Origin of the sequence: Halomonas sp. G11, from assembly GCF_001663515.1 — a bacterium.
Lineage (GTDB): Bacteria > Pseudomonadota > Gammaproteobacteria > Pseudomonadales > Halomonadaceae > Vreelandella.
On record NZ_LYXG01000008.1, the window covers coordinates 43,552 to 61,211 of the forward strand.

Here is a 17,660-nt window from a genome sequence, read left to right on the forward strand (position 1 = left end):
ATCCCCGTAAAGGGCTCGCTGAGCGAATATTCTCAGCCCAAGTGCGTGACTATGATAGGCTGAGCCCACAAATCGTTCACCTCACAGGATGCCGAGATGACGTTAGAAGCGCCACCTAATGGGTGGAACTCAAAGGGCGAAACCCGCAAGGTCGGTGTCGAAATCGAGTTCGCCGGCTTGCCCCCACGTGACACAGCTCTGATTGTGTGCGAACTGTTTGGTGGTGAGCTTAACGTGGTCAGCCCCCACCGGCTACTGGTCGAAGGCACCCGCTGGGGCGAGTTTGGTATTGAACTGGATACCCAATATGCGCATCCTGACCGGGCGTTATTGGAGGAACACCACGAGCTGGACAGCGAGTGGTCGCGCCAGCAGCACCAGCACCGCCTGGAGTTCCACCGCAAGACCCGCGAGCTGATTGGCGATATGGTAACGGGTCTGGTGCCCACAGAGATCGTGTGCCCGCCGGTGCCCTGGAACGAACTCGACGAGCTCGATACGCTGTTCGAAGCGTTGCGGACCCATGGGGCAAAAGGCACGGATGCCAGCTTACTTTACGGTTTCGGGTTACACCTCAACCCTGAAGTGGAGCGCGAAGATGTGGATTACCTGCTGTCGATGCTGCGCGCCTACCTGCTCCTGGCAAGCTGGTTGCGCAGCGAGATCAAGGTGGACATCACCCGCGAAGTGCTGCCCCACGCCAACCCCTTCCCCAAAGAGTATGCGCTCAAGGTATTAAACCGTCAGTACACGCCGGATATCGACACCCTGATTGATGACTACCTGTACTACAACCCCACCCGCAACCGGGAACTGGATTTACTGCCCCTGTTTGCTTACCTTCGCCCTGACCACCCGCACAAGCTATTGCATGGTGAGTTGACCCAACCACGGCCAACGTTTCATTACCGCCTACCTAATGCGCAGCTTTCGGAGTCCCATTGGGGAGGCGTCACCGAATGGAACCGCTGGGTCGCCGTAGAACGCTTGGCAGCCTCCAAGGAGACCCTTGCCGCACGCTGTGATCACTATATCGCCCAGCATAACCGGCCATTGATCACTCGCCTGGCAAGCCGCGCCAAGCGCTGGTGGGATGAGCGCTTCTGACGAGGCGTTGATCGCATCATCTTTGCGATATGCCTGTTACCGTCTATTCATTCACATTGACCAAGAGTGCCCTTGCATGGCCCGCCCGTTAATTGGCATTACCACTTCCGATGCAAAAAGCCAGCTTGCCTGGTGTTTCGACTGGTTTGCGGTCTGGCGCCACGGCGGCCGACCGCTGCGTTTATCACCGGCAAGACCCATGCCCGACGACCTGGATGGACTCATCATCGGCGGTGGTGATGATATTCAGACGTCCCTGTATGGCGGGGAGGTGCAGTTAGGCGTGCGCCTTGACCCAGCCCGGGATGAGCTGGAGCTCAAACTGCTGGAACATTTTATCCCGCGGCACACCCCCGTACTGGGCATCTGCCGGGGTGCCCAACTGATCAACGTCCACCTGGGCGGCACCCTGGACCCGGATATTTATACCACCCATGAGGGCATCAAGCGGCGCCGCACGGTGCTCCCACGCAAGACCGTCGATATCGTCGGGGCCAGTAAGCTGCACCGCCTGCTCGGCGTGTCCTGGTGCCGCGTTAATAGCCTGCACCATCAAGCCGTCAACCGGGCTGGCAAGGGAATCGACATTGTCGCCCGCGACCGCGACGGCCTGGTTCAGGGTATTGAGTCCCGTGACCACGATTTTCTGCTGGGCGTGCAATGGCACCCCGAATGGCTGGTGTTCAACCGCCCCCAGCAGCGCTTGATTCGCGCGCTGGTGGCGGCGGCAGAGCGCCGTCAGGCCACTATCAAGCGTTAAGCGCGGCGAGTGCCGCGTCGTAGTCCGGCTGGTTTTTCAACTCACTGACCAGCTCGCTGTGCAGCACCCGGTTATCGGCGTCCAGCACCACGACGGCGCGGGCGCATAGCCCTTCCATGGCACTGTTGCACAACGCTACGCCCCAGGCTTCCTGAAATTCGCGATGGCGGAAGGTGGACAGTGTTTCCACATCGTCCAGCCCCTCCGCGCCACAAAACCGCTTGGCCGCGAAGGGTAAATCGGCCGACACCACCAACACCACGGTGTTGTCCAGTTGTGACGCCAGCTCGTTAAACTGCCGGGTCGACATCGCGCAAGTCGGCGTATCGACGCTGGGAATAATATTGAGCACTTTGCGTTTGCCTTGATACGTATCAAGGGTGACATCCTGAAGCTCACTGTTGGTGAGCGTCATGGCAGGCGCCACTTCTCCTGGGGCTGGCAAACGGCCGGCGACATCCATCGGTTCACCGGCACGGGTAATCTGTTGCATATCAGGCTCCTGAACATAGTATGGGATGCCTATACTGCATCCTAAAAGGGAATTATCCTAGCTGGGTTTGTCATACACCGCGTCAAGACGAGAGCCATCATGCCTTCTTTAGTGATTATTAAAACCGGTGATGCCTTCCCGGAAGTGGTCGAACAGCACGGTGATTTCGAGCAGCTTTTTATCCAGCAGCTGCGCGAGGCGCTACCTGATGGCATGACGTTAAACGTATGGGATGCGCGGGAGAACACACCAACGGCCTCGCCCGCCTCATTGGCTGGCGTGGTTATCACCGGTTCGCACAGCATGGTGAGTGAAGCGCCGCCATGGAGTGAAGCGCTAAAGCCCTGGCTCAAGCAGGCCCTGGCCGACGACGTGCCAATGCTCGGCGTATGTTACGGGCACCAGCTCATGGCCGCGGCCTTTGACGGCGTCAGCGATTACCACCCCGCCGGTCGGGAATCGGGCACGCATCGGGTACGGCTTACCCAGGCCGGCCAGCAGGACCCCCTCTTCAGCCAGTTGCCCGTGTCCTTCCCGGCGCATCTCACCCATGCGCAATCGGTCATGCAACTACCCCACAATGCCACGGTGCTTGCGCATAACAGCCACGATGCCCATCAGGCACTGCGCTATGGACCACGCCAATGGAGCGTGCAGTTTCACCCCGAATTCACTGCACCGGTGATGCGGGCGTATCTTGAGCGTCAGCGGGCAGCGCTGCGCGATCAGGGTGAAGACCCCGACGCCCTGATCAGTGGGGTTCACGACACGCCAGAGGCATCCGGTCTGCTGCGCCGCTTCCTGGCGTTTGTGTAATCAACCGCGTCTTTGATCCCGCCGCGAGGCGAGACGGTCTGCCAGACGGGTGGGCTCTGGCAGTTTGGTCGCCCCCAGGCAGCGCAGCACCCATTGCAACGACGTATCCAGTGACAGGCGGTGGCCAGGCGATACAAACACCGGTTTCACCCTGGTTCTGGAGCGCAATACGGCGCCAATCACCTCGCCGCCGCGGGCAGTGAGCGGCACCCAATCGCCACGCTGCTCGCCTACCTCGGCATGGCGGCCCGTCAGCCGGGATTTGGCAATGCCAATGGTGGGGGTGTCCAGCCACAACCCCAGGTGAGCAGCCACCCCCAGTCTCCGTGGATGGGCGATGCCCTGTCCGTCCACCATCACCAGTTCGGGTTGAACGGTCAGCTTTGCGAAGGCGCCAAGCGCAGCGGGGATTTCTCGAAACGACAGCAGCCCGGGGATATAGGGCATGCGCGTGGGCTCGCGGTGAACCACTTGCTCTATCACGCTTAAGTCAGGCGCCGTATCAGGGTCCCATTTGACCACCACCACCGCTGCCCGGGTTGTTTCGCCGCCATCCTCAAAGCCGATATCCACCCCGGCAATGTGGCGCACCGGGTCGAGTCGGTCACTCAGCTCGAGCCGCTTTGCCAACTCAGTCTGCAGCGCCATCGCGTCCCGGGGCGCAAGGTTCCATTCGTGTAGCGGTGCCGACATGGCTTCATCCTTGAGCGGTTAAATGATGAACACGGTAGCAAAAAAAACGCCCCCGCACCTGGGAAGGCACGGGGGCGTCGGGATATCACCAGTGACCGCTAAGCGGCAACTGATGGCACCTTAGGCGCGTTCGCGGCGACGGACCGGCGCATCGCCTTCATCACGGCGGCGGCGCGGGGCACGCTCAGGGGCGCTGTCTTCGCTGATTTCCAGCGGACGGCCGGAGACACGGGCACGGGCCATTTTCGTCAGAATGGTGGACGGCAGACCGCTGGGCAGTTCAACCACCGAGAAGGCGTTGCGGATATCGATACGCCCGATGCGAGCGCCTTCGATACCGCCTTCGTTCGCCAGCGCACCGACCAGTTGACCGGGCTTGACGCCGTCTTTATGGCCGACAGAAACGCGGTAGCGGGTCATGCCTTCGCTGGGCGTGCTTGAACGCTCACGGCGAGCACCCGGTTTGCCGCCAGACGTGCCATCACGCGAGGGCTTCTCTTTGCGCGGTGCCTGCAAACGACCAATCGGTGCTTCATCAGCGCGGGCCATGGCAGAGAATGCACAGGCCAGCTCGATCGGGTCATGGCCTTCTTCGACCAGACGCTCGATCAGCGCACGCTGTTCTTCTGCCCCTTTGGTCAACGAGGCAATGACGCGCTGGTGGAACACTTCATCCCGGTGCGCACGAATAGCAGATTCGTCAGGTAGCGGCATTTCGGTCATTTTCTGACCGGTTGCCTGCTCCATCCAGCCCACTTTGCGACCTTCACGGAAACCGGCAAAGGTAATCGCGATACCGCTACGCCCGGCACGGCCAGTACGACCGATACGGTGCGTATAAGCCTCTGCATCCTGGGGCAGATCGTAGTTGATGACGTGGGTGATCCGCGACACGTCAAGACCACGGGCAGCCACATCGGTGGCGATCAATACGTCGACCTTGCCACGCTTCAAACGGGTGATGGTGCGCTCACGCAGGCTCTGGTCAAGGTCACCCGACAGGCCAGCGGCGTTAACGCCACGCGCCGTCAACTGCTCAACCAGCGTGGTACAGGCGGCACGGGTACGGACGAAGACGATGGCGCCATCGACCGGTTCGACTTCAAGAATGCGCGACAGCGCTTCAAGCTTGGCGCCGCCGTCAACACGTACGATGCGCTGTTCGATGTTTTCGCCGGTCGTGGTGCCCGACTCGATCGCGACTTTAACCGGGTTAACCAGGTAACGGTTAACGATGCGCTCGATTTCAGTGGGCAGTGTCGCTGAGAAGAACACACGCTGCGCATCTTTCGGGGTATCGGCAACCACGCGTTTTACGTCGTCGATAAAGCCCATACGCAGCATTTCGTCCGCCTCGTCCAGCACAAGCGCCGTCAGGCCGTCGAGTTTCAGGCTGCCGCGGTCGAGATGGTCGATAATCCGGCCAGGGGTGCCGACAATGACCTGGGCACCGCGCTTCAGCGCGCCGAGTTGTTCACGGTACTCTTGACCACCACACAGGGTAGCCACTTCAAGACCTTTAAGGTTTTGACCGTATTTACTGAACGAGACAGCCACCTGCTGAGCAAGCTCGCGAGTTGGTGCCATGACCAGCACCTGAGGCTCACGGCGCGTCAGTTCCAGACGCGATAACAATGGCAATGCGAACGCCGCGGTTTTACCGGTACCGGTTTGCGCCTGGCCCAGCATATCCCGGCCTTCGAGCAACGCAGGAATGGTCTGCGCCTGAATGGGAGAGGGAGTTTCATAGCCCTGAGATTCAACAGCAGTCAGAACGGCAGGCAATAAAGCAAGATCGCCGAAGCTCGGCGAAGCGACAGAAGTCGAGGTCATTAATCACACCTTGGTAGGCCGGTTGTTCCGGCAAAAAACATCGTAAGCGTCTCTGACTCGTTTAATGATGCGCACGTCAAGGCAGCATCAAAGAACATGGCTCCGCGTAGCGGATATCGTCATCGGTGGAGTCGGAGACGCCGGTCGCACCCAGCATCCGGATTGACAGCTTGATAGCGGCTCAATCCGCCGTGGCGACCTTGTTGCGCCGATTTCACCCGTTTGGTGAAATACTGGAGGCGCGCCATCTTCACAGCAGTCAACATCTGGCCTGAGCAAGATGTTCCAGCAAACGTTGCTTTGTAGGGAGCGTATCGAAAACGGCTCATGACTACACAGGCAAACGCTTATCGTCTTGATGGTGGGGTCAGCACATGCGAGGAGTGCGCATCCTAACACCGCCGCGAGTACCTGACCAGCCATTTCAGTGTTTTTTTCGAGCGCCTCCTACTTTGCACGCTATCGTATTTGGTCTAGCCTGATGGGTGCATTAATTGGATATCAATATTTTAGCCACAGGGAAAGATGCTATGCGTAAATCAATGATTACCACTGCCGTAAGTGCAGCCCTGCTAAGCGGAGTCGCTTTCAATGCCAACGCTGCGACTGACGAGCCACAAGGCATGTATTCCGCCGCCGAGATCATGGGGGCCGATGTCTATCTCGAGGGCGACATCAACGAAGAAATTGGCAATGTGGACGACATTCTGCTGAACGAAGAGATGCAGGTCAGCGCCCTGGTCGTCGAAAGTGGCTCTGTCCTTGGTCTGGGCGGTCGAGAAATCGTGGTCGACACCGACTACTTCAGCCTGGAAACCGATACTGACGGTGAAGATACCGAGCATCGTGTTCTCATCAGCGCCTCGGAAGAGGAAGTGACCTCTTTCCCCACTTATGACCGCGACTGGTGGGAGCAGACCAAGGCAAATGCCCGCGATGCTTGGCAAAGCACCGAAGAGGGTGTCCAAAGCGCCTGGCAAACAACCCGCGAGGCCATTGATCCTGACGAAGAAATCAACGAAGAATAAATGTCAGACTGATCGCGCAGGCTCCTTTCGCGGAGCGGATTCCCTTTGCGGAACAGTCCAGAAAGCCACCGCCAGGTGGCTTTCTGGTTTCCGGGCGCCTGATCAGGCCTTGCGGCGTATTCCCTTCCCGGACAACCGTTCGCGATCATGAAGACGATCAAAGTCCAGCGCCGGCCCCACCGGAACGATGCGTGTGGGATTGATGATGTCGTGACTGTAATAATAGTGGCGTTTGATGTGGTCCATGTTGACCGTCTCCGCCACCCCCGGCCACTGATAAATCTCGCGCACGTAGTTGGAGAGATTGGGGAAGTCCTCAATACGCTTCACGTTGCACTTGAAATGGCCGTAATACACCGCGTCGAAGCGAATCAAGGTGGTAAACAGGCGAATATCCGCCTCGGTCAACCACTCACCTGCCAGGTAACGATGTTGCGCCAAGCGCTTTTCCATCCGTTCCAGGGCATCAAACAGCGCCTTGACGTGTTTTTCGTAAACGTGCTGCTCGGTGGCAAAACCTGACTTGTAAACACCGTTATTGATGTGGTCATAAACGTCGGCATTGACCTCGTCAATCACGTCGCGCAAGTCATCGGGGTAGAAATCCAGGTCATTGCCGGTCAGCTCATCAAAGGCTTCATTGAGTATCCGCACCAGATCAGCCGATTCATTATTGACGATCGCGTTACGCTGCTTGTCCCACAGCACGGGAACGGTGACACGCCCCGTATAGTGGGGATCAGTCATTGTATAAAGCTGGCGATGAAACTCGACCCCATTGACAGGATCGCCGCTGGCACCTTCGTCCTGATGGTACGTCCATCCCTGGTCAAGCATTAACGGGCTGACGTGGGACGTCCCGATAACCGACTCGAGCCCCTTGAGGGCTCGCATGATCAGCGTGCGGTGCGCCCAGGGGCAGGCCAGCGATACATATAGATGATAACGGTTGGTTTCAGCCGGGTAGCAGCTACCTTCGACTCCGGGATAATCCCCTACCCAGTCGCGTAGCTGGGCCGATTCTCGGACGAACTCGCCCCCGTGTTTCTTGGTGTCGTACCACTGGTCGTGCCATTTGCCGTCAATCAGCAGCCCCATGGTGTATCTCCTCAAAGCGATTAGCGTTGATTCAGCATACGCCTGGGAACACGCGACTCAAGCGGATGTTTTAGCGCTATTCATTCGATGCAATCGAATCCTCGGGAGCACACTCACTCACCGCCTGGCGCAGCGCTGCGGCCATGGCATGAGCCGCCGGCCCAGCCCTGTCCTGATCGCGAAAAATCAATTGGATAGGAACCTCTCGAATACTGCCCGCTGCCAGTGGCAATGGCTTGAGCTGTCCATCACGGAGCTCTTGTTCAATGCGCGTTTCCGGCATCCAGGCAAAGCCGAGACCACGCTTGAGCATATCCAGCGAGGTATTCAGATGGCTAACCGTCCAGCGCTGTTCGGCTTTTAACCAGCCCGCGTTAGTCGATTGGCGAAGTGCAGAATCCCGCACTACCAGCTGACGGTGCTGGGCAAGGTCACGCAGATCCAGCGACCTACCCAACCGGTGCAGCGCATGGGTGGGGTGGGCAACGGCGACAAACTTCACCATGACCAACGGCTCCCCTAGAAACCCTTGCGCCTCGATGCCCGATATCACCAGGTCCGCGCGGCCATCGTATAGCATTTCAATGCCGCCATTTAAGACGCTTTCAAACAGCTGTACCCGCACCTGGGGATAGGCTTCAGAAAAACGCTCCAGCGCTTTCGCCTGGGCCGCCGCAGGAAACACCTGATCGATGGCGAGCACGACCTCTGCCTCCAGTCCGGCGGCCAACCGGGAGGCCACGTCTTCCAGCGACTCGGAGCTCTCAATCAGCTGACGCGCCCGCCTCAGGAGTAACTCACCAGCCTCCGTCAGGCGAACCTGGCGCCCTATCGGCTCAAGCACCTGAACCCCTAGCTGTTCTTCCAGTTTGTGTACCGCGTGGTTTAGCGTTGAGGGACTTTTATGCACGGCCTCGGCGGCCCGAGCAAACCCCCCATGGTCAACCACGGCGGCTAACATCTGCCACTGTGCAAGTGTTACCCGAGACATTTCGATTTCCCCGACGCAAAACAGCGAAACAATCGCCAAACTTTCGATAAAACCCCAACTTTCGATAAAACCATAGTGCCAGCTTATGGCCCGGATTACCGTAACCTGAACTAACTATTCTGCAAGACGTTTATCTGCAGGACGTGCCCTGATGACGAACCCTTGTCGCCATGCAGGGCCACTTTTGGGGAGGTTTTAGCACCAAATTATTAGACACCACTTACATAAATACTTTACGTAGCCATAAATACGCCCATGCTTATTTAGCTAAGCACATGGAAGTTCTAAAAATTATCAACTTATACAGCCTATGACACGGATGTTTATCGACGACCATTACATTTTTTAGCAAACGGCGTTCGAAAATAGCAGGTTATGCGATATTCTTGCGCATTTAAGCGTAAGTCCATTTTATGGATGTATATACAGTCTAGGAACCCTTGCTATCATGGGTTATGGTTCGTGGGTTTATTCACTTTTGTTACTTTAAAATCACGAACTCGGCGGTCCATTTACCCATGTTGCGAATCCTTCATTCGCTGCCCCGCACGCATAAATTGTTATTGTTACCGGTAGCCACCATGGTTACGGTGCTGGGCACACAAAAACTGTTAACGACATACAACGAACTGAATCAACCCGACGCTTCAATGGAGAGCGTCCTGGTCCCTCTTCCAAGCGACACCACCCCGGGTGTTCCCACCTTACATAACGAACGCACCCCCGTGGCCGATGCTATTGACCGCGCCTCCCGTGCGCTCGATGCGACTCGCGAGAACATCCCGCTGAGCGACTTGAAAGCAACCGAAATTGTCGACCTGGGCGTTATCGAAGACGCAGAAGCCGATGTCAATCTTCAGACTGCAAACGAACTAACGCCTACATCCACCGTGCTCAGTGACACGAGCCCGGCAAATGCACCCGCTCTCAACGATGGCGCATTGCACATGGCCATTGTGGTCGGCACATTGACCAGCGGCATGCTGGATGTCGACGACATGCCATCCACCCAGGTTGCCGACGCCACCTCCTACGAAGACGATGCCACCTCTTATGAAGATTACGGCGCAGAGTTGTTCGGGGATGTGTCCTTCCTTGATTTGGAACTTGCTGCAGAAGAGCCGTTTGTCCCCCAGTGGGAAACCCATATCGTTGAGTCGGGCGAAACCTTTGCCGTTCTGGCCCAAAACCAGTTAGGCCTGGGTTACAGCGAAGTCCTGGAGCTACTTGACGACGTGCCCGACCCCAAAATGCTGACCCACTGGCGTGCAGGTCACAGCTTCGATTACCAGCTTGACGAAGAAGGTCGCCTGCTATCGCTGCGCATGATGAAAAATACCCGCGAAGGGGTCTTGGTTGAACGTCAGGACGATCAGTACGACATCACCGCCATCGAGCGTAAAGGCGAGCCGGTTCAACGCCTTTATGCCGGTACCGTCAGCGGCAGCTTTGCCCGCTCCGCCCAGTCGACGGGCCTTAGCAGTGGCGCCGTTACGGCATTGACCCTACTGCTCCAGAAAAAACTCGATTTTCGCCGCGACAGCCGTCGCGGCGATCATTTTCAGGTGCTCGTCGAGTCTGACATGATTGATGGCGAAACGCTTGACTCACGTGTGCTGGCGGTTAAATACCAGGGCGAGCGCATGAACTTGACCGTCGTGCGCAATGCGACCGACAACAAATTCTATACACCGGAAGGTGCGAGTCTGGACCCGGCCTTTGCACGCCGCCCCTTTGAAGGCAACTACCGCCTGAGTTCCGGCTTCAACCCGCAGCGCAAGCACCCGGTAACCGGGCGCATCAGTCCGCATAACGGTACCGATTTTGCCATGCCGATCGGCACCCCCATTACGGCTCCCGCCTCCGGTCGTGTCGAGAAGGTCGCCAACCATTACGCCGCCGGACGCTACATCGTCGTTCGTCACGACAACGGCTACCGCACCCGTTATTTACACCTTTCAAAACCTCTGGTCAGCCAGGGTGAGCGGATCGAAATGGGCGAGCGCATTGCGCTGTCGGGCAACTCCGGCCGCAGCACTGGCCCGCATCTGCACTACGAGGTCATCGTCAACAATTCACCGGTCAACGCGATGACCGTTGAGTTGCCCGAGAACACCAGCCTGGACGGCGATACCCTTATCGCGTTCCAGCGCCAGGCCGAGCCTATACTGGCGGCGCTTGATAGCGGTGAAACCGGCACGATCAGCCTGGTCGGCAACACATCGGACGACGACAGCGAATAACCCTCTCGTTCCTGCCAAAAAGCGCCACTTGTGGCGCTTTTTTTGTGTGACCCAACGAGGCTGCTTACGCAGCCATTAGCCTGAAAGTCGTACGGGTTGGCTGAGTGCCGACTCCACGGCTGCATCGTGGCCGTATATGTCCGGTCGAAATTCGACCTCGCCCTCAGCATTCGGCCAGGCCGTCAAATAATGCAGCGCGATGGGCACGCGACGCGGCAAGCTGAGCTGCCGATCGCTTTGACTACTGGCCACCAAGCTCGCCACCTGCGCCGTACTGCCGGTATCCTCTAACAGCAACTGGGCAAACTGGGTGACACCTTCCACCCTGACGCAGCCTGAACTCAGTGCGCGCTGGTGCCGCTGAAAAAGTCCCTGAGCCGGCGTGTCGTGCAGATAGATCATATGGTCATTGGGAAAACGCACGACGACGCTGCCTAATGGATTCGCGCTACCCGCCACCTGACGCAGCATGACACTGCCCGGTCGTTGCCAGTCGACTTCAGCAGCATCCACCGGGTTACCGTCAAAATCAACTACCTGAATATTCTCCTCGGCCAGGTAGTCAATATCTTCCCGCACCCGGGGTAATATGTCCTCGCGTAGGATAGTGGGGGGAATGGTCCAGCTCGGGTTTAACGTTAAGTGGGTGATCGCCGACTGTATCACCGGCGTTGCCCGCTGAGGCGAACCTACCACGACACGGGTTTGCCAGTGCTCACCACCTGGCCGCGTGTAATGCAACCGGTAACCGGCCAGGTCAACCCACACCCTCGGCCCATCGTCCGGTTGAGCCCCCATCCACCGCGCGCGCTCAAGATTCACCCTGAGCTGTTCGACCCGCGATGACAGGGGGACGTTAAGCGCTCGGCGGGTTTGCTCGCCGACCACCCCATCTTCCTGAAGCAGGTGGCGCCGTTGAAAACGTTTGACGGCCGCCGCAAGCTGAGCATCAAACTGACGTTGATCAGGAACATCGACGTCTATCTGGGGATAAGCCTGAGGATTCGCCGCGAGCAGGTGCGGCTCACCCCAGCGGGTCAATCGATGCCGCAGGGTCAGCACATCATCATGTTGGTCGCCAGGTCGCAACGATTCTTCACGATGGTCGAGGTAAGGCGCATTCGCCTGCAATGACCGCGTTTGGAAATCAATAAACGCCGCCCTTAATCGACGGTACGCCGAGGAGTCTGGACGCGCCTGGTCAAGCGCCGCCGCAATATCCAACTGATTCACGGCCTCGGCCACCGCCCTCATCGAGTAACCCCGCGACGGCCGCTCGGCATCCCATTGAGCGCTCAGCCGACGGGGGTTGACCTGGCCACGATTCAAATGATCAAGGGCTTGCAACAGCGCCTGGCTCGCCTGCAACTCAAACGCCACCTGGGCGGACTCCCCGCCTGCCTGGCTGCGTTCAAACGCCGCCATGAGCGACGCTGCTGCATAGTGCTCGGGGTTTATGCCGTCCTGCTCAAGCTCATTGAGCCCTGCCACAAGTGCCTCCACACTGTCGGCCGTCGTCCATACTGGCTGATAATTGCGGTATTGATAGAAGCTATCGATAGGCAAACGCTGCTCGCTCGCCGCCAAACGCACTTCCAGCGCCTCGCTTATTGGTGTCGCGGTGTCTGCACCCGCGCTACCCGCCACACCCACGCTCAGGCAAAGCGCCATGCCTACTGCCCATCGTCTTAATGGCTGCCGCTCGTTCATTGCCCTCTCCTTGCGTTACTATGACGTTCCCAATAGTGTGTCGTACTTAATTGTTATAATAGCGTGTTAATGACCGACTAACCGCGCTCCACTTCCAGGATGGACTTATATGGTGCCATGTTTTTCGCTTCGTACCTGGCTTATTTGGCTTCCCGCCACGTTATTGTCACTTCCCGTCCATGCTTCCAGTTTTTTTAGTCAACTCGATAGTGAACCACCGGATGGCGTTCTGCCGTTAAACCACCAACTGCTTCAGCTCGCGCCAGGCGCCAGCCCGGATGCGCTTCGCCTCGCCGCTCAGGCGCTCAGCTGCCGCGACCCTCACGCCGAGCGCTTGGCGGTGATCGATTACTCACTGCCGTCAACCGAACCACGGCTCTGGGTGTTCGATCTGGCCCGGCATGAATTGATGTTCCAGGAACTGGTCTCCCACGGTCAAGGGTCGGGGGATGCCCAGGCGGAGACGTTTTCCAACATCCCCGACAGCCACCAATCCAGCATCGGGCTGTTTAAGACGATGAACAGTTACTACGGCCGCAATGGCTATTCACTGCGCCTCGAGGGCCTGGAGGCGAACGTTAACGACAACGCCTATGAGCGCGCCATCGTGATCCATGGTGCCGACTACGTCAGCGAAGCCTTTATTGACCAGACGGGGCGGCTGGGACGCAGCCACGGCTGCCCGGCGGTTCGCGAAGAAATCACCTATCCCTTGATTGATAGCTTAAAGGGCGACCACTATGTGTTTGCCTATTACCCTGACCAGGAATGGGTCGCGACCTCACAGGTGATAAACTGCCCCAACGCGCCGTCACTTGCCAACCGCTTTTAACGCCCTATATCCAGGAGGCAAGCCCATGACTCACCCCAAATCCTTAGACCTGGCATTACAGGGCGGCGGCTCTCACGGGGCCTACACCTGGGGCGTCATTGACCGCTTGCTGGCGGACTCCCGGGTCGAGATCGAGGGCATCAGCGGCACCAGCGCGGGAGCAATGAACGGCGTGGTCATGGCCGACGCGCTCACCCGCGGCGATAAAGAAACCGCCCGCAAGGCACTGCGCGACTTCTGGCAGGCCGTTAGCCGAGCGGGCATGGCAAGCCCTATCCGTCGCTCACCGCTGGACAAGCTGACCGGCAACTGGAGTCTCGAACACTCGCCCGGCTATATCGCCATGGACCTGATGAGCCGACTGGTCTCGCCCTATCAGTTCAATCCCCTCAACGTGAATCCTCTGCGTGAAATTGTGGCCGAACGGATCGACTTTGATCGGGTCCGCCGCTGTGAACAGCTCAAGCTGTTCGTGACTGCCACAAACGTCCGTACTGGCAAGCAGCGGGTCTTTCGTCGCCATGAGATGAGCCTGGATGCGGTCATGGCCTCCGCTTGCCTGCCGTTTGTGTTCCAGGCCGTCGAGATTGATGGGGAAGCCTACTGGGATGGCGGCTATATGGGGAACCCGGCGCTGTTCCCGCTGATGGAAGAATGTAGCGCACGCGATATTCTGCTCGTTCAGATCAACCCCATTCGACGCGACACCTTACCCACCACGGCGTCGGCCATCATGAACCGCCTTAACGAAATCACCTTCAATTCAGCACTAATCAAAGAAGTGCGCATGATCGCCATGCTTAAACAGGTGCTTGACGCCCAGGGTATCGAAAACTGCTACCAGCAGGCGTTGTTCCATCGCATCAGTGGTGAAGGCGCGCTACTGCCCTTGTCGGTATCCAGCAAGCTGAATGCCGAGTGGCCCTTTCTTTGCCATCTGTTTGAACAGGGCCATGCCGCTGCCGACCGCTGGCTGGAAGACAACATCGATGCGCTCGGCGAACGCTCCACGCTGGATATCGACGATGTCTATCTGGATGAGAGCTCGGCGCCTTCTGCAGCACCAAACTAGGCCAAATCCGGTGCACTGATGCCCAATAATGCAGCATTAACGCGACCGTTATCTTCCAAGCCTGCCCCTCAGCCGTTATTCAGCAAACTATAATTCACTGATTTAGATAAAAAAATACAGCCATGGCAACCACTTTGCATAATTACAGGCAGTGGTGGTAGGCGTGGACCAGGCCCAATCGGGTACGAGTGCGTCGAACCTGACCTTCAATGAAGAAGGCATGTTCTCGTGAACCGATGACGCTGCGTGCTTCACGCGCAGGGTATTGAACTCGTAAAAGAACCCGTGAGGCCATCCCATGGATATTCGCAACAAAGCCAACCGTATTCGGTTGCTCAATTTCTCTACGCCACAAATGCGCGCATTCCATTTTTCGTGGTTTGCATTCCATCTCTGTTTTTTTGGCTGGTTTGGCATTGCGCCGCTCATGGCGGTGGTACGTGAAGACCTAGCTCTCACCCAGACCCAGATCGGTAACACCATCATCGCCTCGGTCGCGATCACCGTCATTATCCGCCTGGTGATCGGCGTATTATGCGACCGCCTCGGGCCACGCAAGACCTATTCCGGCTTGTTGCTGCTCGGTTCCATCCCGGTGATGGGCATCGGCCTGGCCGACAGCTTTGAAACCTTCCTGCTTGCGCGCCTGGCGATTGGGGCCATCGGTGCGTCGTTCGTTATCACTCAATACCATACTTCCATCATGTTTGCGCCCAACGTTGTGGGTACCGCCAACGCCACCAGTGCAGGCTGGGGGAACCTGGGCGGCGGCACGACCCAGATCGTCATGCCGCTGATCTTTGCCGGCATGCTGATGCTGGGGGTCAACGAGGCGCTGGGCTGGCGGCTAGCCATGGTCGTGCCGGGGGTCGTGCTGTTCTTCACCGGCATTGCCTATTGGCTGTTTACCCAGGATGCACCCGACGGTAACTTTGACGAACTGCGCGCTCGCGGCGAGCTACCGCCCGCAAGCGGCGAAAACGGCGCGCTACAAAGCTTTACCGTCGCGGCAAAGGATATTCGCGTGTGGGCGCTGTTCGTCGTGTACGGGATTTGTTTTGGCGTGGAGTTGACGATCAACAACATTGCCGCCATCTACTTTTTCGACAATTTTAATTTGACGCTTGCCACCGCTGGCCTGATTGCGGGCCTGTTTGGGTTGATGAATATCTTTGCGCGTACACTGGGGGGAATATTTTCTGACCTGTTTGCCAAGCATGGCGGCTTGAAGGGACGCGTGCGCTGGTTACTGGTCGCCCTCATTTGTGAAGGCATTGCCCTGATCGCCTTCTCACAGATGCATATACTGAGCCTGGCGATTGGCATCATGCTGGTGTTCAGCCTCTTTGTTCAGATGGCCGAAGGCGCTACCTATGGGGTGGTCCCCTTCATCAATAAAAAAGCCCTGGGCGCGGTGGCCGGTATTGTGGGCGCGGGCGGCAACGTTGGCGCCGTCTCTGCCGCCTTCCTGTTTCGCAGTGAAAGCCTGACCTATCAGCAAGGCCTCTTCTACCTGGGGCTAGCCGTCCTTGCCTTGGCCTCATGCGTCCTGCTGGTACGCTTCAGCGATGCGCAAGAAGCCGAAGAGGCAACCGCCTACCGAGAAGCGGTCGGCGACGATACCGGGGCGGGCGCCCTATCGTTACGCTAAACGACGCCGATTGCGCACTTTCCTGGAAGTGCGCAATCAATGGCGGTGAGCACAAAGGAAACGCATTATGTCTTCAGCTCAACAGCTACTGTTAACCGCCAAACGCTGCGATATCGATAACCTGACCCATCTGGCGACAACGTGTGACATTGTGGGCGATATCAGCCACTTCATTCACATGCTGCAGCGTGAGCGGGGCGCGTCGACGATTTTTCTGGTTTCACAGGGCACCCGCTTCAAAGAACGCCGCGCGACTTACCGCCAGCATAGCCAGGATGCCGAAGCACTGATGCGTCGTCGCCTCGAGGCCTTAAGCCAGGAAGCTCGCCCCCAGGCCGCTGCGCGTCTACTGCGTCGGATTGCAACGGTATGGGCAGCGCTGGACGAACTCAGCACGCTGCGCCACGCCATCGACACCTTTGCCATTACCCCGGACGCGGCAACTCAGGCCTTCAACCAACTGACCAGCGGGCTGCTGGCGATTGTCTTTGAAGCGGCCGATACGGCTGTCGACCCTGATATCACCCGCGCTCTGGTCGCCATTTTCCATTTGATGCAGGGTAAAGAACTGGCGGGGCAGGAACGCGCATGCGGCGCCTTTGGCTTTACCCAAGGGTATTTCGACGACGCCCATAGCGCATTGCTTGGCCAACTGATCGACGATCAGCAGCGCTGCTTTGATACCTTTGAGGAATTCGCTTCTCCCGAAGCACAGCAACATTGGCAGGAGGAGCTGTCGCCGCGCACGCTCTCGGGCATCCATCAATTGCGCGATATTGCCCGCCAGCGAGCTTCGCATCCAGACACATCGGACTCACTGGGTGAAACCTGGTATGAACTCACCACGCTGCGCATCGACAGCATTAAAAACGTGGAAGATGCCTTCAACGCTCAGCTGACCGCCCTGTGCCATAGCAAGATTCAGCAAGCCAACGTCGGGCTGGAAAAAGCCAAAACAGAGCCTTGCCGTAATTCGCCGGCGCCTTGCGAACAACTGCTGGCCTTGAGCAACGGTGAACCTCTGGGCGACTTGACTGCCAATGCGCTTAATTCGCCCCTGGGCCGGTCATTGATCGAATTGACCCAGGCGCAATCCAGCCGATTGCAGGGGCTGAGCGACGAATTGGAAAATACCCGCAAAGCCCTGCGTGAACGCAAGCTGATCGAACGGGCAAAAGGCCTGATCATGGCCCACCAGGACATGACAGAAGAAGAAGCGTACCGGTTTTTGCGCACCACCTCGATGAACCAGAGCAAAAGCATGGCGGACATGGCGCAGTCGATTCTCGACCTATCCACCATCCTCAAGCGCAAAGAAACAGGGTACTAACGC

15 protein-coding genes are annotated in these 17,660 nt (G+C 57.9%); 9 read left to right on the plus strand and 6 right to left on the minus strand.

What is annotated here, in order from left to right:
• Positions 1-96: 96 nt before the first annotated feature.
• Positions 97-1,107 (plus strand): amidoligase family protein, encoded by a 1,011-nt coding sequence (locus ADS46_RS04580; protein WP_066316886.1) that lies wholly within the window; start codon positions 97-99, stop codon positions 1,105-1,107.
• A 76-nt stretch (positions 1,108-1,183) separates the two neighbouring features.
• Positions 1,184-1,867 carry a gamma-glutamyl-gamma-aminobutyrate hydrolase family protein gene (locus tag ADS46_RS04585; protein WP_066316889.1) on the plus strand — a complete coding sequence of 228 codons (684 nt, stop codon included), beginning with the start codon at positions 1,184-1,186 and terminating at the stop codon, positions 1,865-1,867.
• Here the strand turns inward: ADS46_RS04585 and tpx are convergent.
• Entirely contained in the window at positions 1,857-2,360 is a 504-nt protein-coding gene (gene tpx / locus ADS46_RS04590) for a thiol peroxidase (RefSeq protein ID WP_066316891.1), read from the minus strand. The genes ADS46_RS04585 and tpx overlap by 11 nt on opposite strands.
• Before the next feature lie 99 nt (positions 2,361-2,459).
• Here tpx and ADS46_RS04595 point away from each other — a divergent pair, with 99 nt between their 5' ends.
• Positions 2,460-3,176 (plus strand): glutamine amidotransferase, encoded by a 717-nt coding sequence (locus ADS46_RS04595; protein ID WP_066316893.1) that lies wholly within the window; start codon positions 2,460-2,462, stop codon positions 3,174-3,176.
• Here ADS46_RS04595 and nfi read toward each other — a convergent pair whose 3' ends face one another.
• Positions 3,177-3,869, minus strand: a complete 693-nt coding sequence (gene nfi / locus ADS46_RS04600; protein ID WP_066316895.1) for a deoxyribonuclease V — start codon at positions 3,867-3,869, stop codon at positions 3,177-3,179.
• Positions 3,870-3,989: 120 nt separating this feature from the next.
• Positions 3,990-5,702: a DEAD/DEAH box helicase gene (locus tag ADS46_RS04605; RefSeq protein ID WP_066316898.1), complete on the minus strand. Its 1,713-nt coding sequence runs from the start codon at positions 5,700-5,702 to the stop codon at positions 3,990-3,992.
• 530 nt (positions 5,703-6,232) lie between these two features.
• On the opposite strand from ADS46_RS04605, the gene ADS46_RS04610 reads away from it, so the two are divergent.
• The gene (locus ADS46_RS04610; RefSeq protein ID WP_066316901.1) at positions 6,233-6,730 is read left to right on the plus strand and encodes a PRC-barrel domain-containing protein; all 498 of its coding nucleotides are present in this window, start codon (positions 6,233-6,235) and stop codon (positions 6,728-6,730) included.
• 102 nt (positions 6,731-6,832) lie between these two features.
• Here ADS46_RS04610 and ADS46_RS04615 read toward each other — a convergent pair whose 3' ends face one another.
• Entirely contained in the window at positions 6,833-7,828 is a 996-nt protein-coding gene (locus ADS46_RS04615) for a glutathione S-transferase family protein (protein WP_066316903.1), read from the minus strand.
• Positions 7,829-7,904: 76 nt separating this feature from the next.
• Entirely contained in the window at positions 7,905-8,819 is a 915-nt protein-coding gene (locus ADS46_RS04620; protein ID WP_066316904.1) for a LysR family transcriptional regulator, read from the minus strand.
• A gap of 518 nt (positions 8,820-9,337) precedes the next feature.
• Between ADS46_RS04620 and ADS46_RS04625 the strand changes: the two genes are divergently transcribed.
• The gene (locus tag ADS46_RS04625; protein WP_066317019.1) at positions 9,338-11,062 is read left to right on the plus strand and encodes a peptidoglycan DD-metalloendopeptidase family protein; all 1,725 of its coding nucleotides are present in this window, start codon (positions 9,338-9,340) and stop codon (positions 11,060-11,062) included.
• 75 nt (positions 11,063-11,137) lie between these two features.
• On the opposite strand, the gene ADS46_RS04630 is transcribed toward ADS46_RS04625, so the two are convergent.
• On the minus strand, positions 11,138-12,772 hold the full coding sequence (locus ADS46_RS04630; RefSeq protein WP_066316906.1) for a L,D-transpeptidase family protein: 1,635 nt from the start codon (positions 12,770-12,772) through the stop codon (positions 11,138-11,140).
• A 109-nt stretch (positions 12,773-12,881) separates the two neighbouring features.
• On the opposite strand from ADS46_RS04630, the gene ADS46_RS04635 reads away from it, so the two are divergent.
• The 4 genes from ADS46_RS04635 to ADS46_RS04650 all read left to right on the plus strand — a co-directional run bounded on the left by ADS46_RS04635 (position 12,882) and on the right by ADS46_RS04650 (position 17,657).
• Entirely contained in the window at positions 12,882-13,604 is a 723-nt protein-coding gene (locus ADS46_RS04635; RefSeq protein WP_066316908.1) for a murein L,D-transpeptidase catalytic domain family protein, read from the plus strand.
• A gap of 25 nt (positions 13,605-13,629) precedes the next feature.
• Entirely contained in the window at positions 13,630-14,676 is a 1,047-nt protein-coding gene (locus ADS46_RS04640) for a patatin-like phospholipase family protein (RefSeq protein WP_066316911.1), read from the plus strand.
• Positions 14,677-14,974: 298 nt separating this feature from the next.
• A complete protein-coding gene (locus ADS46_RS04645; protein ID WP_066316914.1) occupies positions 14,975-16,327 on the plus strand; it encodes a NarK family nitrate/nitrite MFS transporter in 1,353 nt (450 codons plus the stop codon).
• A 67-nt stretch (positions 16,328-16,394) separates the two neighbouring features.
• On the plus strand, positions 16,395-17,657 hold the full coding sequence (locus ADS46_RS04650; RefSeq protein ID WP_066316917.1) for a nitrate regulatory protein: 1,263 nt from the start codon (positions 16,395-16,397) through the stop codon (positions 17,655-17,657).
• The last annotated feature ends 3 nt before the right edge of the window (positions 17,658-17,660 follow it).